General features: G+C 38.6%; 19 protein-coding genes. 7 read left to right on the top strand and 12 right to left on the bottom strand.

All coding sequences use genetic code 11. The features are described 5' to 3' along the window. From Q0X89_RS11350 to Q0X89_RS11360, 3 genes are all read right to left on the bottom strand, one after another. Nucleotides 1–2,245, bottom strand: a 2,245-nt coding sequence (locus Q0X89_RS11350; RefSeq protein WP_297694213.1) for a SusC/RagA family TonB-linked outer membrane protein, incomplete at its 3' end; no start/stop codon positions are given. 435 nt (nt 2,246–2,680) lie between these two features. Then, nucleotides 2,681–3,820 (bottom strand): glycosidase, encoded by a 1,140-nt coding sequence (locus tag Q0X89_RS11355; protein ID WP_297694256.1) that lies wholly within the window; start codon nt 3,818–3,820, stop codon nt 2,681–2,683. 58 nt (nt 3,821–3,878) lie between these two features. Continuing rightward, complete coding sequence (locus Q0X89_RS11360; protein WP_297694215.1) at nt 3,879–5,702, bottom strand: sodium:solute symporter family protein; 1,824 nt, start codon at nt 5,700–5,702, stop codon at nt 3,879–3,881. Nucleotides 5,703–5,900: 198 nt separating this feature from the next. Between Q0X89_RS11360 and Q0X89_RS11365 the strand changes: the two genes are divergently transcribed. The 5 genes from Q0X89_RS11365 (at nt 5,901) to Q0X89_RS11385 (ending at nt 11,876) form a co-directional block, all read left to right on the top strand. Then, nucleotides 5,901–6,779, top strand: a complete 879-nt coding sequence (locus tag Q0X89_RS11365) for an AraC family transcriptional regulator (protein ID WP_297694217.1) — start codon at nt 5,901–5,903, stop codon at nt 6,777–6,779. A gap of 178 nt (nt 6,780–6,957) precedes the next feature. Next, nucleotides 6,958–8,676, top strand: a complete 1,719-nt coding sequence (locus Q0X89_RS11370) for a GMC family oxidoreductase (RefSeq protein ID WP_297694219.1) — start codon at nt 6,958–6,960, stop codon at nt 8,674–8,676. A gap of 3 nt (nt 8,677–8,679) precedes the next feature. Continuing rightward, entirely contained in the window at nt 8,680–9,396 is a 717-nt protein-coding gene (locus tag Q0X89_RS11375; RefSeq protein WP_297694221.1) for a gluconate 2-dehydrogenase subunit 3 family protein, read from the top strand. A gap of 15 nt (nt 9,397–9,411) precedes the next feature. Next, nucleotides 9,412–10,251, top strand: a complete 840-nt coding sequence (locus tag Q0X89_RS11380) for a sugar phosphate isomerase/epimerase (RefSeq protein WP_297694223.1) — start codon at nt 9,412–9,414, stop codon at nt 10,249–10,251. Next, entirely contained in the window at nt 10,248–11,876 is a 1,629-nt protein-coding gene (locus Q0X89_RS11385) for a sulfatase (protein WP_297694225.1), read from the top strand. The genes Q0X89_RS11380 and Q0X89_RS11385 overlap by 4 nt, the downstream gene beginning before the upstream one ends. 3 nt (nt 11,877–11,879) lie before the next feature. Here the strand turns inward: Q0X89_RS11385 and Q0X89_RS11390 are convergent, their stop codons facing one another. Both Q0X89_RS11390 and Q0X89_RS11395 read right to left on the bottom strand, forming a co-directional pair. Next, nucleotides 11,880–13,643 (bottom strand): arylsulfatase, encoded by a 1,764-nt coding sequence (locus Q0X89_RS11390; RefSeq protein ID WP_297694227.1) that lies wholly within the window; start codon nt 13,641–13,643, stop codon nt 11,880–11,882. After that, entirely contained in the window at nt 13,644–14,735 is a 1,092-nt protein-coding gene (locus Q0X89_RS11395; protein ID WP_297694229.1) for a glycoside hydrolase family 130 protein, read from the bottom strand. It lies immediately after the preceding gene. Between the two features lie 435 nt (nt 14,736–15,170). Here Q0X89_RS11395 and Q0X89_RS11400 point away from each other — a divergent pair, with 435 nt between their 5' ends. Together Q0X89_RS11400 and Q0X89_RS11405 are read left to right on the top strand one after the other, a co-directional pair. Beyond that, entirely contained in the window at nt 15,171–15,764 is a 594-nt protein-coding gene (locus Q0X89_RS11400; RefSeq protein ID WP_297694231.1) for a M15 family metallopeptidase, read from the top strand. A gap of 22 nt (nt 15,765–15,786) precedes the next feature. Further along, nucleotides 15,787–16,719: an alpha/beta hydrolase gene (locus tag Q0X89_RS11405; protein ID WP_297694234.1), complete on the top strand. Its 933-nt coding sequence runs from the start codon at nt 15,787–15,789 to the stop codon at nt 16,717–16,719. 14 nt (nt 16,720–16,733) lie between these two features. Here the strand turns inward: Q0X89_RS11405 and Q0X89_RS11410 are convergent, their stop codons facing one another. The 7 genes from Q0X89_RS11410 to tsaD form a co-directional block, all read right to left on the bottom strand. Continuing rightward, a complete protein-coding gene (locus Q0X89_RS11410) occupies nt 16,734–18,110 on the bottom strand; it encodes a Gfo/Idh/MocA family oxidoreductase (protein WP_297694237.1) in 1,377 nt (458 codons plus the stop codon). A gap of 66 nt (nt 18,111–18,176) precedes the next feature. Then, entirely contained in the window at nt 18,177–19,355 is a 1,179-nt protein-coding gene (locus tag Q0X89_RS11415; protein WP_297694239.1) for a class I SAM-dependent methyltransferase, read from the bottom strand. A 7-nt stretch (nt 19,356–19,362) separates the two neighbouring features. Further along, the gene (locus Q0X89_RS11420) at nt 19,363–20,451 is read right to left on the bottom strand and encodes an AI-2E family transporter (RefSeq protein ID WP_297694241.1); all 1,089 of its coding nucleotides are present in this window, start codon (nt 20,449–20,451) and stop codon (nt 19,363–19,365) included. 3 nt (nt 20,452–20,454) lie between these two features. Beyond that, entirely contained in the window at nt 20,455–21,096 is a 642-nt protein-coding gene (locus Q0X89_RS11425) for a DUF4159 domain-containing protein (protein ID WP_297694244.1), read from the bottom strand. A 154-nt stretch (nt 21,097–21,250) separates the two neighbouring features. Then, complete coding sequence (locus Q0X89_RS11430) at nt 21,251–21,961, bottom strand: 16S rRNA (uracil(1498)-N(3))-methyltransferase (RefSeq protein ID WP_297694246.1); 711 nt, start codon at nt 21,959–21,961, stop codon at nt 21,251–21,253. A 22-nt stretch (nt 21,962–21,983) separates the two neighbouring features. Next, nucleotides 21,984–22,331 carry a TfoX/Sxy family protein gene (locus tag Q0X89_RS11435; RefSeq protein WP_297694248.1) on the bottom strand — a complete coding sequence of 116 codons (348 nt, stop codon included), beginning with the start codon at nt 22,329–22,331 and terminating at the stop codon, nt 21,984–21,986. A gap of 17 nt (nt 22,332–22,348) precedes the next feature. Further along, nucleotides 22,349–23,374, bottom strand: coding sequence for a tRNA (adenosine(37)-N6)-threonylcarbamoyltransferase complex transferase subunit TsaD (gene tsaD / locus Q0X89_RS11440; RefSeq protein WP_297694250.1), 1,026 nt, complete (start codon nt 23,372–23,374; stop codon nt 22,349–22,351). Between the last annotated feature and the right edge of the window lie 95 nt (nt 23,375–23,469).

Consider the following 23,469-nt stretch of genomic DNA (forward strand, 5'->3'; position numbering starts at 1 on the left):
TCTGACCACCTATAGGATAAAAAGTATTACCTAAATTAGAAGCCGCTAAAGAAAACTGGTTGGCGGGATCCACATTGTTGGAGTTACCCATTTGACCCCATCCTACCCGGACTTTTAAATCCTGGAAGAAGTTTTGGTTATCCATAAAAGATTCCCCAATAATCCTCCAGGCTCCAGAAAATGCAGGGAATGTACCATATCTATTATTAGCACCGAAAACCGAAGAACCGTCTCGTCTAACAACTGCAGAAACATAATATCTTTCGTCATAATTATATTGAAGCTGACCAAACAAAGAACTAAAGTTAGCACCTTTGAATATAAAACTTTGAACCACCGGGCTCTGCACGGCAGATAGGGTAACAAAATCTAAATCTGTAGAGAAAGGATTAATACCAGAACCCTGGATTCTTCTTCCTCTCGGCGCTGCTACCGGGGTATTTGTCCCTTCAATTGCCTCCTGACCAAGTAAAACTTTTAACTTGTGTTTGTCTGCAATTAACTTTTCATAGGTAATGGTATTCGTAAACGTCCATGAGAAGCCATAATTAGCACCTTCACTAAAGCTAAAACTGGCCTGTGGTTCAGAATCTCCTAAATACCTGTAATTGTAATCTCTATTAGTGAAATTAAAATATTGACCACCTATACTACTTCTAAATGTAAAACCATCAAAAGGTTTGATCAGTGCATAAAAATTACCGAAAGCACTTGTTGAAAATGCTACATCATCTCCTCTGTCTTGTGCTAATCTTCTAACCGGGTTCCGCGGGTTATTAAAACCAGCAGCCCTTGTACTTGCATAACTGCCAAAATCATCAAAAACAGGAATAATAGTGGGCATACGATAGGCCGAAAGTACTTCGGATTCATCATTAGCAATTCCTTGCCCTCCGTTATCCCCTGTCTGACCTACAACCGAATTATAGGTAATCTGCAAGTTTTCTCCAATGCTTAACCAGGGTGCCAGATCAAATTCTGAATTAAAGCGGGCAGTGTACCTGTCCTGGGAGTTGGCTAAAAGTATACCGTCCAGCTTCTGCACACTTAAACCAATATAGAAGCGACTATTCTCGTTACCTCCATCAAAACCAATGTTTGCTCTAAGCGCCGGTGCAATCCTTGTGATTTCTCTGTACCAGTTTGTACCTGCCAGGTTTGGACGTATTAAGAATACATTTTCAGGATCTGCTTCATAGTTAGCCTGGATCTGCGCTAAATTTATATCACTGGCTGAAACACCATTCTGCCCATCTGCATGCAGATAATCCGGGAAGGTTGGTGTTGCATTAGGACCATATTGTGGATGCGTATACTGTGGTGTAGTACCATTAGCTGCCGCGTTGTTTCTAAAACCAATATGTGTATACTCCGCCATGTCCTGTGGGTTCAGCATTTTTGGTGAACCAGCTACGTTAGGATCTGTAACACCACTTTGGATATTAATTGAAATATTGGTTTTTCTATCACCACGCGCTCCTTGTTTTGTAGTATAAACGATTACACCGTTGGCTGCTCTTGCTCCATAAATAGAAGCTGCGGCAGCATCCTTAAGTACTGTGGTAGTAGCAATATCGTCCGGGCTTAAGAATCCTATATCCTGAATAGGTACCCCATCTACAATATAAAGTGGCTGGTTTCCACCAAAACCACCATAACCACGTACCCGGACCTGACTTGCAGTTCCTGGCTGACCATTTGTAATTACAGTTACACCGGCAACCCTACCTGCTAATTGCTGTTCTACGTTACCGGAGGGTATTGCTGCCAACTCCTCAGCACTAACAATAGATACAGCAGCAGTGGTTTCCCTTTTAGTTTCAACCGTATACCCTGTTACTACAACTTCATCCAGGGTAAGTCCTTCCTCAAGGGTTGCGTTGATAACATTGGACGTTCCCACGGTTATTTCCGAAGAATTATAACCGGTGTAGGAAAACACAAGGACATCTCCCGGGCTGGCTTGAATGGTATAATTTCCATCAAAATCGGCCGCAGCACCAGTTGAGGTTCCTTTAATTACCACATTGGCACCAGGAAGCGGAACTCCGCTCGCATCTGTAATAGTACCTGTGATGGTAGATTGAAATGCTTCAATCGTTGTTACTGTTTCGAGACTTGTTGTTGGTGCTGCGATAGCAAACGAACAAACAAGACCCATGAGTAATGAAAAAATCTTGATGCTGGACTTGCTAATTTTACCGGCACAAGATTTTAACGAGTGATAATCACTTTTTAGAATCATAATCGTTTAATGTTTAGTTAGCTTTAATTAATTGATTTTCACGGTTTTACTTCTCATTATTACGAAATCGTTTTCGGCAAATGTTAAAATAAACCATAAATTTAGGATAATATTAATAAAATTATGTGAATTATATAAAGAACAGTGACAATATTTTATCAATTAATAGTCAAATAATGAAATATTAAGAATTTGTTACATATATAAAATTAACATTTTGTTATTTTTTTCAACTTCAATAATAGAATGTTACCAAATTTAGCGTAAAACAACACCTTCTGGGGTTAACCAAAAGGCATTGCTTACTACGCTACTGATGCAATCTTAATAATAAGTGCATCTACACTGCAATCGTTCCCCTTTGATTTGCCAGTCAGATACGGGAAACGCCTCGCTAATTCAAAAAAAACTAAGCGCAGGTTGGGGAAACTATTTTTAATACTGTATTTCATTCCTTTCAATCAGGTTTAAAATATTTTTCACAGATTCGTTGGTTGAATACCTGTCTGCAGGTGTATTTTTGCAATAATCGACTAATATATTAACAGTAGTGGTGGCTACATGGGTTCTTGTATCCGAGGAGGCGTAATACATATAAATGGTACCGTCACTATCGGTTATCCAGCCATTAGAAAAAAGGACATTACCTACATCTCCTATAATCTCTTTATCATTTGGAGCCATAAAATAACCTCCCGGTTGATAAATAACCTTAGAAATATCCATTAAATCTGTCATAAAAAGATATAATACATATCGTAAACCCGAAGCCGTATTACGGACTCCATGTGCCAGGTGAAGCCAGCCTTCCTGCGTTTTAATTGGTGAAGGTCCCAAACCGTTTTTTAGTTCATATATAGTATGATAGGCTTTTGGGTTTATAATAGTCTCATCAATTATCTCCGGATGATTCATATCCTCTATAAATCCAAGTCCTATGCCTCCTCCCAATCCTGTTTCAATAAATCCGTCCTGTGGTCTGGTATATATGGCGTATTTGCCTTGAACGAATTCCGGGTGCAAAGTCACATTTCTTTGTTGATTGGAACCGGTTATTAAGTCGGGCAGACGCTCCCAGTTTTTAAGATCCTCAGATCTTATAATGCCCGCATTGGCAATTGCAGAGGAGGTGTCTCCCAAAGGAGCATCAGGATTTTTTCTTTCTGTACAAAAAATACCATAAATAAATCCATCTTCATGTGCTATCAGCCGCATATCATAAACATTGATATCCGGATCATTTAATTGTGGAAGCAGTAAGGGTTTTTCCCGGAATTCGAATCTATTTATTCCATCCGGGCTATCTGCAAAAGCAAAATAGGATTTCCTGTCACTGCCTTCAACCCTGACTACAAGAGTATATTTATCATTCCATTTAATTGCCCCTGCGTTAAATGCAGCATTAACACCTATTCGTTCTAATCCAAATGGGTTGGACTTTGCATTTAAATCGTACCGCCAGTTTATTGGAATATGCTCGGCGGTAATTACAGGATGCTTATACCTGGAAATTAAACCACTATTTTCGGGAATTGCGTGATTAGTCCGGTTTATGAGTTGTTGATGATTTCTCATAAGCTGCTCATAATTCCAAATCCGCTTTTGGTTTTTTAGCTTGGGTGTTTCCATCACGTTACATTTGTTCATCTAATTTATCCCACCAGAATTTTTTGAGTAGAAAACCGCACACCGCAAAAATTAGAAGCGATATCCATAAAGATGTATATTCTCTCAGGATTAAATATATAGGTATAATTACCAGAAGTGTTTGAGCAGCCGTTCCAATAAAAATATTGAACATGTCCATTTTAAACATTTTGTTTTTCCTGAAATCCGGATCCTGAGCAATAACTTTATCCTGTATTGGCTTCCAAAATCCCCATGGCCTGGTCTTTTTGTAAAAATTAACCAGGGTGGCTTCATTTGTAGGAGGCCCCATATAAGTTCCTATTATGCAGCCGAGGGCCGTAATTATAAGAATAAGAGGGAAAAGATAAAGTTCCAAAGTTTCCTTAAAGACAAGAGGAAAAATAATGGCAGGTATCAGGCCGGATAGCATTCCCCAAAAATAACCGTAACCGTTAAATCGCCACCAATGCCATTTTAAGGTGTTGGATACTACATAACCTCCCCAAAGGGCAGAAACTATCCACTGTAAAACAGAATTCACATCTTCTACATAGAAACCCAGGGCAATACTTACGATTACAACGAACAGACCACTGCCGTAATTCATCCATTTTATTTCTTTTGGTTTTGCATCTTTCTTATACCTTAAATAAACATCATTTACAATATAGGCCTGAGCCGCATTAAGGGTTCCCGCAAAAGTTGACATAAATGCAGCCAAAAGGCCAGCCAATAAAAGACCCATTAAACCAACAGGCACAAATTTATTAATTGCCGAGGGCAGAATATTTTCAAAATCGATCATTCCCGCGCGTTGAAGATCCAACTGATCATAAAAAAGGATTCCCAATACTGCAAAACCGCCTATCATGAGATATCTCGTAGGCATAAGTACAATAGAAACAAACCCACTCATTTTGGCTGCTTCTTTCGGCGATTTGGTAGATAGTATTTTCTGCATATCATAATTTGGAGCAGGACCGGCAATACTGGCCAGAATACCTTTAAAGACAACCAGCATAAAAAACAATCCAAATAATGTATAGCCATCTGAGGCAATTTTGTCATTCACTTCTGCAATAAGGCCTGTCCAATCAATATCCAGAGTCCATCCAAAAAAGGGATCCATCCAGCCCTCCGGGACGTTCAGGGTATTTGTCCCCATGGCCTGCCAGGCTATAAAAGCTATTGCAAATGAGGAGATCGTCATTATTGAAAATTGTAAAAGATCTGCCCAAACAATGCCAGACATGCCTCCAAGTACCGAATAAAATACAGCGAACATGGTGAAAACAGTTCCATAGAAATGAGGGACATATTCCAGCGGGACATCAAAGGGAATGTATGCGCTTACTATTTCCCATGGAATGAATATTTCAACAAACTTTCCAAGTCCAATAAAGCCATAGGCAAGAAACCCCAGGCAGCTGATAATGGCAAAGGCAACAACGACAGTATGTGATAATCTGCCACCCCTGCCTTCACCAAACCTGAATAAGATCCATTCCGCACCTGTTGTAACATTAGAACGGCGCAGCCATGCACTGAGATAGATCATAAGAAATATCTGATTAAACACAGGCCACAGCCAGGGTATCCAAATGCTTTTTAAGCCATATACAAATGTTAAGGTAACCAGCCACATGGTGCCTGAAATATCAAACATGCCAGACGCATTAGAAAGACCAAGCATATACCATGGCAGGGATTTGCCACCCAGTAAATAATCGTCTTTGCTTCTTTGTGCCCTTTTTCGAAGTATAAGACCAATGAGCACAGTAGCTAAAAGGTATAATAGGATTATTGCAATATCTATTCCCTGTAGCATTTTTTGGTCTTTCTTAAAAAATAAAGATTATTCAAATCTGAAGGAATTTGTAACAAAACAAGGTTTTTTTTGAAAACTTGTAAAATTAAATACCCTTCCATTGCCAAATTCTGGGTCAAATCTAAAATATTTGTTAATATTGTTTTGGTATTATTTTATCATATCAATGAATTATAACAACAGATCTGGTACCAAATAATGGAATTACTCAAAAGAATTCATCGTGAGATTACACCACTTTCCAATGAAGACAGTTTTCTTGTTTTTGACAGGGTAAAAGATTTTTTTGATTATCCGGTACATTTTCATCCGGAGCTGGAACTTAACTTTATATCCAATGGCAAAGGTGTCAGAAGAATTGTAGGTGACAGCATAGAAGAAATTGATGATTTGGAATTGGTATTAGTTGGTTCTAATCTTTTTCATGGATGGGAACAACATCACTGTACCCAAAAAAATATCCACGAAATAACGATTCAATTTCACAATGATCTATTCAATTCGACTTTTCTTGGGCGCAGAATCATGAAGCCCTTAAAAGACTTGTATGATAAGTCGGCGCATGGAATTCTATTTTCTGAAGAAGTGACCCGTGCCTTGGCACCCAGGTTATTAAAGGTGTCCAAACTCGGTGGAATCGATTATTTTATAGAGCTGTTCTCAATATTATATGACCTGGCAACGTCAAGAAATCAAAGGTTATTATCAACTACGACAATTCATCTGGAAAACTTTGAACACAATCATAAACTTAAAACATTATATGATTATGTACAGGAAAATTATTCTTCAAAAATGACGCTTCAGGAGGTTGCTGATATTATGAATATGAGTAGTGTTTCGTTTAACAGGTTTATTAAAAAACGAACGGGAAAGACATTTGTGGAATATGTTAATGATGTGCGAATAGGTTATGCTTCCAAATGGCTGATAGAAAGAGATCTGAGCATATCAGAAATAGCTTTTATGTGCGGTTTTAATAGTATTGCGAATTTTAACCGTGTATTTAGAAAGAACAAAGGCAGCACGCCAACACAATATAGGCAGGATTTTTCAGGTATAAGAAGAGTATTATAATCTTAGTAAATTATCTGGTACTATTCGATGCTTTCTTTATCATAACGCTGAAACTAAATTGTCAATTACTTGTACATTTCTGCCAAACATTTCTGGCTACAAAATAATTGTACTAATTTGATACATATTATACTTGAAATTTCAAATTGAAAGGTTTAAGATACACTAAATATAACTTATGCAAATAAAAGAATCGCCAACTATGTATGATGCCATAATAGTTGGATCAGGCGCTGGTGGAGGCATGTCGGCTAAAGTTTTAGCAGACGCCGGTCTGAAAATCGCCGTTGTTGAAGCAGGGCCTTTTTTTGACCCCGCAGATCCTGAACAAATGACCCAGTTAAAATGGCCTTACCAATCACCGCGAAGAGGTGCTAATACTACAAGAGATTTTGGAGAGTTCGACATGGCTTACGGGGGTTGGGAAATAGAAGGAGAGCCTTATACGCGGGCAGAAGGTACCGAGTTTGATTGGTACAGGTCGCATATGTTGGGCGGCAGAACCAATCACTGGGGAAGAATTTCGCTTCGTTTTGGACCTAATGATTTCAAACATAAGGACATTGATGGTTTGGGCGAAAACTGGCCTATAGGGTATGAAGATGTAAAGCCATATTACGATAAAGTAGATAAGCTCATTGGTGTTTTTGGAACCAATGAGGGACTGCCCAATGATCCTGATGGCTTTTTTCTGCCACCACCTAAGCCGAGACTGCATGAGCTGATGTATATTAAAGGTGCGCGTAAATCTAATATTCCGGTTATCCCCTCCAGAATGTCAATGCTGACTAAGAAAATAAACAACGATCGAGGGGTTTGTTTTTATTGCGGCCAATGTTCCCGATCTTGTCAGGTTTATGCCGATTTTTCCGCTGGCTCATGTTTAATTTTTCCGGCTCAAAAAAGCGGGGGTCAGGTAGATCTTTATGTCAATTCTGTAGTACGCGAAGTAACCACAAATGATGAAGGAAAAGCAACAGGGGTTTCTTATATAAGCAAGGACGACCGCAAGGAGTACCAGCTACGAGGCAAGGTTGTAGTGTTAGCAGCTTCAGCCTGTAGTTCTGCACGGATACTTCTAAACTCAAAAAGTAAACAACATCCAAATGGACTGGGAAATAGCAGTAATGTAGTAGGTAAATATCTTCACGACTCAACAGGTAGTAGCAGGGCCGGATTTATTCCCGGTCTCATGAACCGTAAAGTTTACAATGAAGACGGCGTAGGCGGAATGCATGTTTATACACCCTGGTGGTTAGATAATAAGGACCTGGACTTCCCGAGAGGCTATCATATTGAGGTCTGGGGAGGCATGGGCATGCCTAATTACGGATTTGGGTTTAACCCTAATGATTTCAATAAGTTTTTTGGTTTACCAACAGGAGGCTATGGTGAAAGTTTACGTAATGATGTAAAAAAATATTACGGTTCCGTCCTGGGCTTTGGTGGTCGTGGAGAAGCAGTTGCACGAGAAGACAACTATTGTGAAATAGATCCGACGACCGTCGATCAATTTGGAATCCCGGTGCTTCGGTTTAATTATAAATGGTCAGATTTTGAAAGAAATCAGGCGAGGCATATGCAGTCTACTTTTGAAGAACTGATCCATAATATGGGAGGAGAAGTTCTGGGCGAGACACCTTCCAAAGAAGATGACTACGGACTTCTGGCCCCGGGTAGAATAATACATGAGGTTGGAACAACAAGAATGGGTGATGATCCAAAAAAGTCGGTTGTAAACAAATTTCAACAATTACATGACGTAAATAATGTTTTTATTACCGATGCCGGTCCTTTTGTTTCGCAGGGAGATAAAAACTGCACATGGACTATATTGGCCCTTTCATGGCGCGCATCAGATTATATTGTGGAACAATTAAAACAACAAAATATCTAAAAGATGGATAGAAGGAAGAGTATAAAATCAATCTTACTCGGAACCGTTGCCGGCGGTTTGGTTGTTCATGGTTGTAAACCGGAAGCGGCAAGCACGGAGGAATTGGCAAAAGTAAAATCTGATAGTAATCTTTTTGGCAGGACCGCGGAAGAAAAAGAGCTAATAGAGAAGTTAAATTCTGAACAGTTTTTTAATGAACATGAATTAGGCACAATAGCGGTACTTAGTAATCTAATAATGCCGCCTAATGATAAATTTGGTGGCGCGACAGACGCGGGGGTGCAGGAGTTTATTGAATTTATGGCTAAAGATGTCCCTAAACTGCAGACAAATTTACGCGGAGGTCTTATGTGGCTCGATCACAAAAGCAATACCGAATTTGGGACAGAATTTAAATCGGCTGCGGAGGAGCAGCAAAAACAGATACTCGATTCTATTGCGTTCTATGATCCGGAAATTCCCATTGATGAACACCCTCTGGAGATACAGTTTTTTTCTTTAATGCGCAATCTTACACTTACAGGATACTACACCTCCAAAATTGGAATTGAGGACCTTGGGTATAAAGGGAATATGCCTAATGTTTGGGATGGGGTGCCGGAAGATGTTTTGGAACAACACGGCTTGGCTTATGACGAAGAATGGCTGGCTAAATGTGTAGATCAAAGCAAACGTGGCATAATTGCGGAGTGGGATGATGAAGGAAATTTATTAACATAATTAAAATTGAATAAGATGAATACAAAAAAGAATTTTAGAATTCCTGGATTGCTACTTTTTTGCTGCCTGTTTGGAACGTATCAGATTATCGCACAGGAAGTTGGGTTACAGTTGTACAGTCTAAGAAATCAGTTTAAAACTGATGTTGAAGGAACCCTTAAACTTGTTAACGAATGGGGAATTACCAAAATAGAAGGTGGAGGCAGTTACGGGCTTCCTATGGAGGAATATAAGAAATTACTAAAAGCGAATAGTCTCGAAATGGTAAGTGTGGGAGCAGGATATGAAGACCTTCAGAATGATGTCGAGAAGGTCGTTAAAAATGCTAAAACCTTTGGTGCTAAATATGTGATGTGTGCATGGATTCCGCATGATGGAAATACTTTCGATATTGCCAAAACAAAAGAGGCTACCGCAGTTTTTAATAATGCAGGGAAACGCCTGAAGGAAGAAGGTATTACGCTGGCCTACCATGCCCATGGTTATGAATTCCGGCCTTATGAAGATGGCACCCTGTTTGATTATATGGCAAAAAATGCCAATGACTTCGCTTTTGAGATGGACGTTTACTGGGTACATCATGGAGGAGCTGATCCTTTAGAGATCTTGAATCGATATCCCGATAAGGTTGTATTACTTCACCTTAAGGATATGGAGCATGGAGTAAAGGGTAATGATACAGGGCACGAAGACGTGGAGACCAATGTAGTGCTGGGAACAGGTCAGGTAGATATTGCCGGAGTGGTTAAACGAGCAAAAGAGCTTGGTGTAGTTGAATATATGTTTATTGAAGATGAGTGCTCCAGGGTCGTGGAACAGGTGCCTCAAAGTCTAAAATTTCTTGAAAGCCTTTGAATAAATTTATCAGATCATTTATTTGGGGTACTTTTTTCTTCGCTTTAGGAACGGGCTGTAAGGAAAAAGAAATAGAAAGTATGGCTCAAACAAGGCCAAACATTATCTGGTTGGTTGCAGAGGACCAATCGCCAGAATTTTTTCCAATGTATGGTGATAATACAATCTCACTGCCTTATATAGAGTCACTTTCATCAGATGCCGTTGTTTTTACTAATGCCTTTTCGCCCGTACCCGTTTGTGCTCCTGCACGAAGTGCTATAATTACCGGGATGTATCCGACTACATTAGGCACCCATAATATGCGTACTTATAATGCATATTCCACAGAAAATCAACCAGAAATAGGTATTCCGAGTTATTCGCCTTTAGTCCCGGATGGAGTTAAAATGTTTACAGAATACCTTCGCAAAGAGGGTTATTATTGTACCAATAATGCCAAAGAGGATTACAATTTCAAAGCTCCCGAATCTGGTTGGGACGAAAGCAGCAAGGATGCACATTGGCGCAACGGACCAAAGGATGCGCCTTTTTTCTCGGTTTTTAATTTTAATGTTTGTCATGAATCAGGTATTTGGAAACAGGGTGAAGAAGAATTGTATGTCTCACCAGATTCGGTAAGGGTTCCACCTTATTTTCCCGATACCGATGTCATTCGCCATGATATAGCTGTCAATTATTCCAACTTAAAACGCCTGGATGAACAAATAGGTAAGATCATAAATCAATTAAAAGAAGATGGTCTGTATGATAATAGTATAATCTTCTTTTACGGAGATCATGGTGGTCCTTTTCCAAGACATAAACGAGCTTTATATGATACAGGCATTAAAGTTCCTTTGGTTATCAAATTTCAGGATAATACAAAGAATAGTAATAACGATGATCGACTTATTAGCTTTATCGATTTCGCCCCAACAATGCTTTCGTGGGCAGGTATTGCTCCACCCAAGGTAATGCAAGGCAAAGCGCAATTTGGGGTATACAGAGACAGTGCGAACAGTGACTATATTTTTGCATCCTCGGACAGGTTCGATGAAATGTATGATAAATTACGTGCTGTACGGTCTAAGAATTACAAGTACATCAGGAATTATAACATAGAAATACCGCATGCCCTCGCAGTTAAATACCGCGAACAAATGCCTATGATGCAAAATATGATGGCATTAAAGGAATCGGGAAAATTGGATTCAATACCTTCTTTATGGTTCAGGACACCAAAGCCGGCTGAGGAATTATATGATTTACAAAATGATCCTTTTGAATTAGTCAATCTTTCAGATCAAATAACTTATCAGGATACATTATTACACTTAAGAAGGACTTTAGATAGTTGGATAGAGGAAACCAATGACCAGGGTAGAATTCCGGAAAAAGATTTAATAGCCAGGTGGCTTCCCAATGGTAAACAACCTAAGTTAAAACCACTGCAAATGGAAGAGGACGATAACAGCATCAATCTGATTTCGGAAAAGTATGATGCCACCATTATTTGGAAAGAATCCGGAGACAAAAGCTGGCATATTTATTCTGAGCCTTTAGATAAAAAAGTATCATTTATAGCAAAGGCCGTTCGTATTGGTTATGAGGACAGCGATGAATTAGTATTTAGCACGGATTAATTTCTAGTTCAGCCTGGTAAAAAGCAGCAGTCGAAAATCTATAACCTCTTCACCAATTATTTGGGATGCCTTAAGGGTAAGTTGCCCTTTTCCTTTTTTTAATTTCATTATGCCCATAGAAAGAGGTTTAAAATCCTTGACATAAGATTCAATTCGTGGAGTTCTGTCATTTTCCATTCCTTTGAGCTGTGGGTCATGAGACTCGGTAATTGTTTTGCTAAGGTTACCCGAATCGAACTCCAGTAACAAAGTAGACCCGACATTTTTTTGGGTGCAGGTATAGTACACAATAACTTCATAATCACTATCGGATAAAACTTCTATATCCCAGCTTATCTTGTCTTCGAGACTTTTCCAATTTGTAAAAAAAGAACAATTTGGATATTTGTTACTGCGTTTGATTCCACCATGCGAAATACCATCCCTGGCCGGTAGTTGGGTCGTCTTAAAGTCAGGATGTCCTACGGTAAACGGTCTGCTATTGGCTGAAGGATGGGGAACTTCTTCCAGCCAGTTTTCCTTAGCGTTTAATAGCGAAGTATAAACTTCAGGATAATTTTTGGATACATCTTTTGTCTGGCCCCGATCTGAAGGGATATGGTATAGTCGGTTTTCATGATCTAATCTAAATTCCTGCGATCTTACACTGGTTTTCTCATTCCAGTGGTTGTAAATAAATCGGGATTCCCAGTATGGATTTTCCTCAAAAATCAGGGACTCCATATTGATACCGTCCAGTGGTTTTAGAGTTTTTGGCTCTATACCGGCCAATCCTGCCAGAGTAGGCAGGATGTCAATAGCACTGGCTATTTGATTTATGTTTTTAGATTCTGGAATTGTATTTTTCCAGCTAATGAATAAAGGGCTGCGAACCCCGCCTTCGTCGGTTGAACCTTTTCTACCCCGCATTCCTCCATTCCAACGCCATCCATTAGGCCCATTGTCTGAGAGATATACAAGTATGGTATTTTCCTCTAAATTCAGTTCCTGAAGTTTAGCTACTATCCTCCCAACGTTATGATCAATATTCTCAACCATGGCAAGCGCCGCCTTTGTAAAGGTGACGTCCTCTATAGTCGAATCCCGATGCTTTTTTGCTAACTCCTTATCCACAAATTTGTTCCAATATTTATCAGGAACCTGCATGGGGCTATGAGGTGTATTATAGGGTAAATAAAGTAAAAAGGGCTTCTCTTTATTCTTTGTGATAAATTCCAGGCCTTTACTGGTGAGATCATCTGCCAAAAACCCATTTCCTTTCACCAGTTTGCTATTATGCTCAATAATAGGAGAAAAGTAATTACCCCAATGACCTGAAGCAAAACCATAAAAATCATCGAAGCCACGAGAATTTGGATGATAAGGTGGTTGCATACCACTGTGCCATTTGCCATAGGCAGCTGTTTGGTACCCCGCTTTTTTAAATACTTCGGCAAGCGTAGTTTCGTCCAGATTCAATCTCTCACCACCTGCAGAAGTGGCATAGACGCCAAGCCTTTGGAATTGTCTCCCACAAAGTATTTCAGCCCTTGTAGGAGAACATACAGGCTGAACATAAAAGTTTTCAAAGTAGACTCCGGTTTTTGCAAGATGATCGAGATTTGGGGTTTCTAAATTCGAATTCCCATTAAAACTTAAATCTCCCCAGCCCTGATCGTCAGTTACAATAAGAATTATATTAGGTCTGGTCAACGCTTTTAAGTCGTCTTTCTTATCAACACACCCAATTAGGAGTACTAATAACAAGAATTTGAGGAAGAATTTCATTTATTCGGATTTTATGGCCACACCCACCATGGAATCCGCTGTTCCATAGTAAAGAATCCAATTATTTTTGTAATAAACCAATCCTTCAATAAAAGTAGTTCCAGCTTTGTATTGACCACTGGTTTCGTGCGGAAGGCTAGGACAAATAAAAGGTTCCTCAAGTCTTTTGATAAGCCGTGAAGGATCTTTAAGATCAAACAGTACCTGACCTCCGCAATAAGTGCCTTCAGGCACTTTTTGGGTAGCGCCTTCACCACTGAGGTTTTTGCCATTGTACAGCAATAATATACCATCCTCCGTATACAAAGCGGGAGGCCCGGGTTCTGTTAAATGACTGTCGAATTCGCCGATAGAAGGTTTAAAAATATGCAATAATTCACCCTCATGATCTAAATACGGCTCCCAATCCAGACCATCTTCAGATTGGGCTAAATTCACAAATAACTCTCCCCAATACATTAGAAATTTACCATTTACTTTTTTGGCAATCAATCTACCGTCTTTTAGTTCTGTGACCATAGAGCCGGATTTACTCCAGATATTATTGAATTTTCCATTTTGAAAACTTTCAAAAACAGGTCCGTGTTTTATCCATTTTCTAAGATCTTTGGATGAGGCACTGGAAAGTCGGGCAACATCTTTATTCCAACTTGTGTATAGCATAATATATGTGCCATCAGGCATTTCTACTACTCTTGGATCTTCAACGCCTCCGGGATAGTCCCACTGCCGAAAATTATCTTCCTGAGGATATAAAACGGGCTTGGGAAATTTTGTAAAATTAAGACCATCAGTACTATAGGCAAGTCCAATGCGTGAAGTTCTTCCGCCCAAAATAGCGTCCGGATTATCTTCGGCCCTGAAAAGCATAAAAACAGTGTCATTCCTGACAATGGCCCCGGGATTAAAAACATCTGCTTTTTGCCAATTCACCATCTTTTTTTCTATTGGACACTTAAACAGATAGGTAGAATCTGCAGTCATTATTGGATTCTGCTGAGGTTTCTCAAAACCAAGTAACCATTCAGACTGGCCCCAAAGATTCCCAAGGGGGATTAATGCTAAACACAGGAAAACAAAATAATTTTTCATAGGGATAGATTTTCTTTTAAACAGGTAAAGATGGGTATCTCATTCTCTAAAAGCCATATAGTTTGCATACAAGCCCTTCCGTTGTAGTATGGACATTTCCACTAACCCTCTTTAAGCTCTCCTAAGTTACACCTTTATTCAATCATAATTCAATTTGATATTATCTCATTTAAGCGGAATCAGGGATTATATTTTATTGTGAATATTCTATTAAAAAATTCACTTTGGAAATGAGTTAGTAGAAGTGCATGTGTTTTTAATTTTCTCTAACTTCGTCTTTTAACCATTCAATTTCGACAATCACTTTTGAAACACATCATATTTTTTTGTTTGATCCTTGTATTTTCCAGATGTAGAGAAAAATCGGAAAAAGTAAATTCAATAGAAGCCAAATTGGATTCGGTTAGTGTTTTGGATTCCACGGAACAACCGAAAATGATTCCAAAAATACACGCACTTAAATCTTTTGAAAACTTAGCGGATACCACTTTTGTGCGTTTGGCGGATTACAGCAATGATTTTGAATATGACCTGAGATATGCAACCGAAAATAATTTTTTAAAAGCCAAAGTTTACGAATGTGCTGAATGTTATACACGTGTAAAGACCGCGAAGGCCTTAATAAAGGCAAACGACGATTTTATTTCAAAGGGTTTAAAAATTAAGTTTTATGATTGCTACAGGCCTAATTCTGTGCAATATAAAATGTGGGAGATTGTGCCAAATCCGCAGTATGTAGCAAACCCTGTTAAAGGTTCTATCCATAATAAAGGTGGAGCCGTAGATATTACCCTGGTTACAACGACCGGGGAAGAACTGGATATGGGAACCGATTTTGACTTCTTTGGGAAAAAGGCATATCATGATAATATGGATTTACCTCAAGAAATCCTTGACAATAGAAGGGTTTTAAAAGAAACGATGGAAAAATACGGATTTTGGTCAATTAGGACAGAGTGGTGGCATTATAACCTGGCCAGTGCTTCAAATGACCGTATTGCAGATTTTAAATGGGAATGTAAGCAATGATCATTAAAGATTGATAAGACAAATGAAAAACAAACCAGAGAATTGGCCGATATATGCTTCTTTTATTGCTTTTTTACTAGTGTATAGTGGGTATCCACAGGATACTATATTACCTCTGTGGCCGTCAGACGGAGTGCCTAACCGAATTGAGAGTGATGAAAAAGAAATAATAGTAAAGGGAGCTATTCAAAGAATTAGTTTTGTTCAATATCCTCAAATAGAGGTGTATTTACCTTCTGAAGCAAATAGTACAGGTAAGGCAATGTTAATTTTTCCCGGAGGAGGGTATCAAATTCTGGCATATGATTGGGAAGGGAGTGATATAGCCAAATTTTTGAATTCTAAAGGAATTGCGGGGATAGTTGTCAAGTATAGGTTGCCGACTTCAAAATCCTTAGAAAATAATCAAATTGTTCCTTTACAGGATGCGCAAAGGGCTATGCGGCTTACACGGTATATGGCGAAAAACTGGAACATTAGTGATGAAAAGATCGGAATTATTGGATTTTCTGCAGGCGGGCATCTGGCATCAACACTTGGGACCCATTTTGAAGACGAAGTATATAAATATGTAGATGGGGCTGATTTATTAAGTGCCAGGCCTGATTTTATGGCATTGGTTTACCCGGTTATTTCCTTTTCTGATTCCTCAACACACAGCGGATCCAAAACGGCCCTTTTGGGAGATGAACCGGATGCCGCAAATATTACCTATTTTTCAAATGAACTTCATGTTACGGAGAATACGCCTCCTACAATTCTTTTCCATGCTGCCGACGATAAGGCGGTTCCACCAGAGAATAGTCTGTTATTTTTTAAGGCTTTAAATGAAAAAGGAGTACCGGCAGAACTCCATATTTATCCCGAAGGCGGGCATGGCTTCTCATTGGCGACGAAGAATCGGAGTCTTAATAGGTGGACTCAGCATCTGTATGAATGGACATTCCAATTTTAGGAGACCATTTTATATTACATAAATTGACTTGGATGCGGATGTTCATATGGACTGCGATAAGGTCTTTGCAAAAGTTTGGTCGCTTCTATATCATCTACTACTACCAAATTTTCACGATCATAAACCAAAGGTCTTTTTAAATCCATTGACATATTTGCCAGGATACAACTTGCCGTTGAAATGTGGCCATCCAAAATATCCGAAACCGGTTTTGTGCCTTTATCTATAGCGGCTAAAAAATCGAGCATATGCAACCTCGTAGCAGGTGCGGCATTAAGTTCTATATTCTTTTCCGTTAAATCTTCCGGATATTTCTCTTTTTCATAGACTACATCCATGTGCAGTGGTTTGCCATCACCGTAGGGAACAAAATCATATTGCATAGTGCTCCCGGTAAGGGTTCCTTTTTCCCCAAACAATTTAAATGCCCAGGGGTATTCAGGATCATCGGGAGTCCCCCAGCTTCTGTGTTGCCAAATACAGTTAAGATCGTCATATTCAAAAATGGCGGATTGTGTGTCTGCAATATTAGATTTACCCTGCTTTTGAACATAAATACCTCCGGCAGAAGTTATGCGGTTAGGCCAATCCAATGCAAGCATCCATCTTACTGTATCGAGCATATGTACGCACATGTCACCCATTATTCCATTCCCATATTCCCTAAAAGTCCGCCACCATCTTTTGTGTGGCAAACCATCGTAAGGTCTAAGTGGTGCGGGCCCAGTCCACATTTCATAATCCAGGAAATCAGGAACTTCCTGGACTGGAGGATTACCGTTTGCACGCATATGAAAATAACAACACATCTCAACATGAGATATTTTTCCAAGCATCCCGGTATCCACAATATTTTTTTTAGCATGTATGAGGTGGGGTGTACTTTTCCGCTGTGTGCCAACTTGTACAACCCTATTATATTTACGCGCAGCAGCAACCATTGCTTCTCCTTCCATTACATCAACGCTTATTGGTTTTTGTACGTAAACATGAGCACCGGCTTTTAGGGCATCAATACACTGAAGGGCATGCCAGTGATCCGGGGAACCTATCAGCACAATTTCGAGACCTTCGTTGGCCAGCATTTCACGGTAATCTGAATATTTTTTTGGTTTTTTACCGGATCTTTGTCGTTGTGCCACAAGGTTTGCTGTATCTTCTGTAAAATTACTGTCTACATCGCATATTGCTATTACTTCTACATTAGTTACCTGTATGAGCTTATAAAGATCGCTACTTCCATACCAACCGGCACCAATAAGGCCTACTCGCCATGGTTTGTCTCTGTGCATGAGCTCAAAGCCGTAAGTTCCTAATGAAGATAGCACAGCTGCCGCTGTAGCGCCTTTAAGAAAATTTCTCCTGTTAATGTTGAATGTTTTGGATTCCATGTATTTATGATCAATTTTTGTCCCAATCTTGCTAAATCATCTAAATATACCGAAAAAATAAATTTGCTAAGTTTTAGCGCACTTAAGAATCTGCAACTTATCATTAAGATCCCTAATAAAAAAAAGATAAAGATTACCGCCCTCTTTTATTTTGTGCTTTTTTCTGATATCTGCCACTGAAACCGGGAAGTTACGAATTGTGATGTTTGCCTTATCGGCATGCAGTGCTGTAATTGACTTCTTATTGTATGGATACACTGAAAGTATTTTAAAAATTCTACCCGGAAATTTCACCTTTTCTTCTGAAGTGTACAAATGTGTATGTTCGTGCAACTTTTTTAAATGGAATTGATTTCCTATGGCCTTAAAAGCCCCGGCTTTTAGAATAGCGGCATTAGGTTCATATAAGTATTTTAAGGGAACTGAAAACTCAGATTGAATGGAATTTTCTTCTGACCGTTTGAAGATAAAAACCTCATCAGCTGAATTCTTTAAATTGATGGTTTTTAACAAAGGTTCTACATGGTTATTATCCTTAATAACCCATAAAACTTCTTTAACTTCATTATTGACGGCCACAACATGGATTTCCTTTACGCTTCCTAATTCTTTGAGTCCCTTTGTAATATCCAATAGGGGAGAAGTTTTTAAGAGTATACCTTTTGATTTTGCTTTCAGGAGTTCTAAATGTACTGTAACGTCGGGGACACAATCTGATAGTTTAAATACTTTACCCTTGGATTTATCTCTTCTGGAAGGATCTATATAGATCCAATCGAAAATTCCATCAAATTTCTCTAAGTAATCAATTCCATCTGTATTTAAAACGTTAACATTAATTGCTCCAAGTACCGGTAAATTATAGGCGGTTATTTCAGATAATTCCTTGCTAATTTCACATAGTGTTACTTGGTGTATGTGCTGACCAAAAAAATAACTGTCTACACCAAACCCGCCGGTTACATCCAGGAGAGATTTTCCCTTAACTAAACCTGCTTTATAGGAGGCTGTCTTTTCAGATGAAGATTGTTCAATATTTATTTTTGGAGGGTAGTATATCTTTGCAGTTCTGAACCAGGTGGGAATCTTAGAGGAACACTTTTTTTTACCCTCTATCTGTTGAGCAAGTTCTTTTGAGGAAATTGCATCAAATTTACTTCTTTTAAGCAAAACTGACAGGATGTCAGTATTTAAATTATTATTTATATAATGCTGTACACCAGTTTTTAAGATATCTTTATTCAAAGTAAAACTATAAATTTTTTGTCAAAGACTTCACTATCTTATTTTCAGCAAAAAACTCCTTTAAAATCACCTTAATTACCGTATATCCGGGAACTGCAATGATCATTCCTGTGATGCCAAATAGCAGACCGCCAATGATGATAATAAGGAAAATTTCCAAGGGGTGAGATTTAACACTATTGGAAAAAATAAATGGCTGTGAGAAAAAATTATCAACCAATTGTCCGATTGTAAATCCAATCATTACATAGATGGTTTTAGGTAAAATAACCGAGCTAAAATCGGCCCCTAAATTACTGGTCATGGTTAACAATGCCATCAAAAAAGCACCGATTACAGGTCCTATGTAGGGAATAAGATTTAACAGTGCACAAAGAAATGCTATGACCACAGGATTTTGTATTCCAAAAATTAAAAGGACTGCGGTGTAAATGACAAATAATATGGAGATTTGAAGAACCAACCCTCCAAAATATCTGGATAAAAGTAATTTAATAGTATGCAATGATTTTTTTAACCTTGGTTCCTTGTCATCGGGAATTAGGACCATTAAATTATCCTGTAGCAACTTACTGTCTTTCAGGTAAAAGAAAGCTATGAAAAGCACTGAGAAAAGGCCAATACTCAAACTACCCAATAAACTTACTATGGAATTCAAGAATTCCGGGATAACGGCAAAATTGATCCTGGAAAATATCTTGGATTCACGAAGCTGTGTTCTTATGTCGACATTTGTAATTCCGAAATAGCTAGTTACCTCATGGTAAAGGTTTTCCAGATTTTGTTGTAATGCATCAATATTAAGCAATGAAAGGTTTTGCCCCTGTTTTATTAATAGGGGTATAAACATCAATACTATGCCTATGACAATGCCTAAAAAAAACACCATGGTTAGAATTACAGAAAGCGTATTACTCATTTTCAATCGCGTTCTGAGGAATACCACAACCGGCCGTCCAATCAGTGAGATAATAACCGCTATAGTGATATAGATTAGAAGTGTGCTGATTTTAAAAAAGAAATAGCAGATAAGAAGTATTGCCGTAATAACAGCTACTGCTCTCAATATTCCATCAGCAATCATCTTTGAATTCATTGTTCAATTTTTAAATGCATAATCGATGATATTTGCGCCCATTTGCAGGGCTTTTAGACGTACTTCCTCCGAATCGTTGTGTACTTCGGGATCTTCCCAGCCATCACCCAGGTCAGATTCATAGGTAAATAATAACAGCAGTCTGTTCTCATGAAAAATACCCAGAGCCTGCGGTCTTTTGCCATCATGCTCATGAATCTTCGGTAAGCCCTGAGGAAATTCGTATCGGGACTTAAAAATTGGATGGTCAGCAGCAATTTCAACAAGTTTCTTCTCCGGAAAAACTTTGATAATTTCTTTCCTTAAATAAGGCTCCATTCCGTAATTATCGTCAATATGTAAAAATCCGCCAGAAAGCAGGTATGTCCTTAGGTTATTTGCTTCATCCTGGGTAAAGAATACATTTCCATGTCCCGTCATATGCAAAAAGGGAAACTGAAAAATTTCTGAATTGCCCACCTCCACAGTTTGAGGTCTGGGTTCAATTTCTGTATCAATATTTTCGTTGCAAAACCTTATTAGATTAGGCAAGGCAGTTGGGTTGGCATACCAGTCGCCGCCGCCATTATATTTCAAAATCGCGATTTCCTGTGAATTTACGTTCAGCAACCAAAAAAAAGTAAAAAAAAAGGGAAGTAATTTCATAAAAAAGGGTCAGCTGTCATAAATCTAAAGATACTATAATCGGCATAATAAATTTAATTTATAAAATATTTTCCCTTAAGTATTAATTAAAAATTCAGACTTTAAATTTAGAATTAAGTCAGGAACTATAAGAACGTTATAGAGCCAACATCCCTTAAGATCCACTATTTATCAATGCCACAGCTGTACAGGCCACAATAGCTGCCGTTTCAGTTCTGAGACGGGCCTCACCAAGAGTTATTGGCAAAAAACCTTTATCATAAGCCTCTTTTATCTCTTTTTTCGTAAAATCTCCTTCCGGACCAATTAAAATAGTAACATCTTTATCTGCTGCAATACATCGTTTCAGGTCTAGTTTCTCTTCATCTTCACAATGGGCAATAAACGTTAGTTCTTTATGTTCCTGTTCGATGAATTCTTTAAATGAAACAGGTGTATTAATTTTGGGCAGGTAAGTCCGCATTGATTGTTTCATCGCAGACTGCACTACTTTTTGTAGTCTCTCCATTTTGAGGATTTTGCGTTCAGACCGATCACATAGGATAGGAGTTATTTCATGAACCCCGATTTCCGTAACTTTTTCAAGAAACCATTCATAACGATCCATGCTTTTGGTGGGCGCAACGGCCAGGTGGAGATTGAACATTTTTGGATGTCTCTTTTGTGTCGCAATGATTGAAGCTTTACACAGCTTACTATCAGCAATCAGTACTTGAGCAGTAAAAAAATCTCCTCTCCCATTGGTAATATAAACTTCGTCTCCTTCTTTTTTCCGCAAGACTTTTACAATGTGTTTACTTTCTTCTTGGTTAAAAGAGAATAGGTTGTCGCCATCTTCCAGCGCCGGGTTATAGAATAGTTGCATAATTATTTAAAGAAAAGTTTAGTTATTTTTCATTCAATTTACTCCTTGCATGTTCAAGTCCTAACTCTATCCACTGTTGAAGTTGTTCCTCAGTATGAAAGCCCTGTTCTGAAACATATATAAATTCTTTTAAGGGCCTATTTGTGAAGTCCATGGGGCGGACATAGTTTTTGGCAAGTAAGGCATTCATTTTATTAGCAAGGACTCTGACCATCAGATCATTTTTTATAACACCAACCGTCATTTTACCCCGATACAAAAATGCTAAACCTCCAAACATTTTCTTTTCCTGGAAATCCCGGAATATTGAAGCTGGGAATAGTTTCAATGCAAGTTGAATTCGTTTCGCTAATTCCTCGTTATAAGCCATTCATAATTTGGTATTGGTTAAATAACATACCTGGCCTTAGCGGCAATTCGTTCATCGCTGAAAACCCCATCAATATACTTTAAATAGCCCACAATACCAATCATCGCGGCATTATCAGTGCAGTATTCAAATTTAGGAATATAGGTATTCCATCCGTATTTCAGTTCACTATCTTTTAAAGCCTGCCGTATTCCGGAATTGGCCGAAACGCCGCCGCCAATTGCTATTTCTTTGATACCCGTTTGCATGGAAGCTTTCTTTAGTTTATCCATCAATATGTTAATGATTGTAAATTGAATCGAGGCGCATATGTCATTCAAATTCTGTTCAACAAAATCTGGGTTTTTACGTGTTTCCTTCTGAATAAAATACAAGATGCTGGTCTTTAAGCCACTAAAACTAAAGTTTAACCCTTCAACTTTTGGTTTTGGAAATGGGAAAGCTGTTGGATTTCCTTTGGCAGCATACTTGTCAACAAAAGGTCCTCCGGGATATGGAAGGCCAAGAATTTTAGCACTCTTATCAAAGGCCTCTCCAACTGCATCATCAAGGGTTTCACCAAGGATTTCCATATCAAAATAATCATTGACCAAAACTATTTGAGTATGTCCGCCACTAATGGTCAAAGCTAAAAAAGGGAAGGAGGGAACTTTTTTATCACCTTCTTTTATGAAATGGGCTAAAATATGTGCCTGCATATGATTAACCTCTATTAATGGAACATTCAGACCTAAAGAAAGGGATTTTGCAAATGAAGTCCCTACTAATAAAGAACCTAATAGTCCAGGTCCGCGCGTAAATGCTATGGCTGATACTAGTTTTTTGTCGATATTTGCTTTGGCTAACGCTTGGTGTACAACCGGAACAATATTTTGCTGGTGTGCTCTTGATGCAAGTTCCGGTACAACGCCTCCGTATGCCTCATGAATTTTTTGCGTGGCTACCACGTTACTGAGCATCTTGTCATTATGCATAACAGCCGCTGATGTATCATCACAAGATGATTCAATAGCCAGGATATAAATATTTTGTTTATCGTTCATGGTTTGGAACAAAAATTGGTAGTACAAAGGTAAAACATAATAGCCCTATCAAAAAACTGAGAAAAATAATCGTAAGAACGCTTTTAGTCTTCCTG

Origin of the sequence: uncultured Eudoraea sp., assembly GCF_947258525.1 — a bacterium.
In the GTDB taxonomy this organism is placed as follows: domain Bacteria; phylum Bacteroidota; class Bacteroidia; order Flavobacteriales; family Flavobacteriaceae; genus Eudoraea.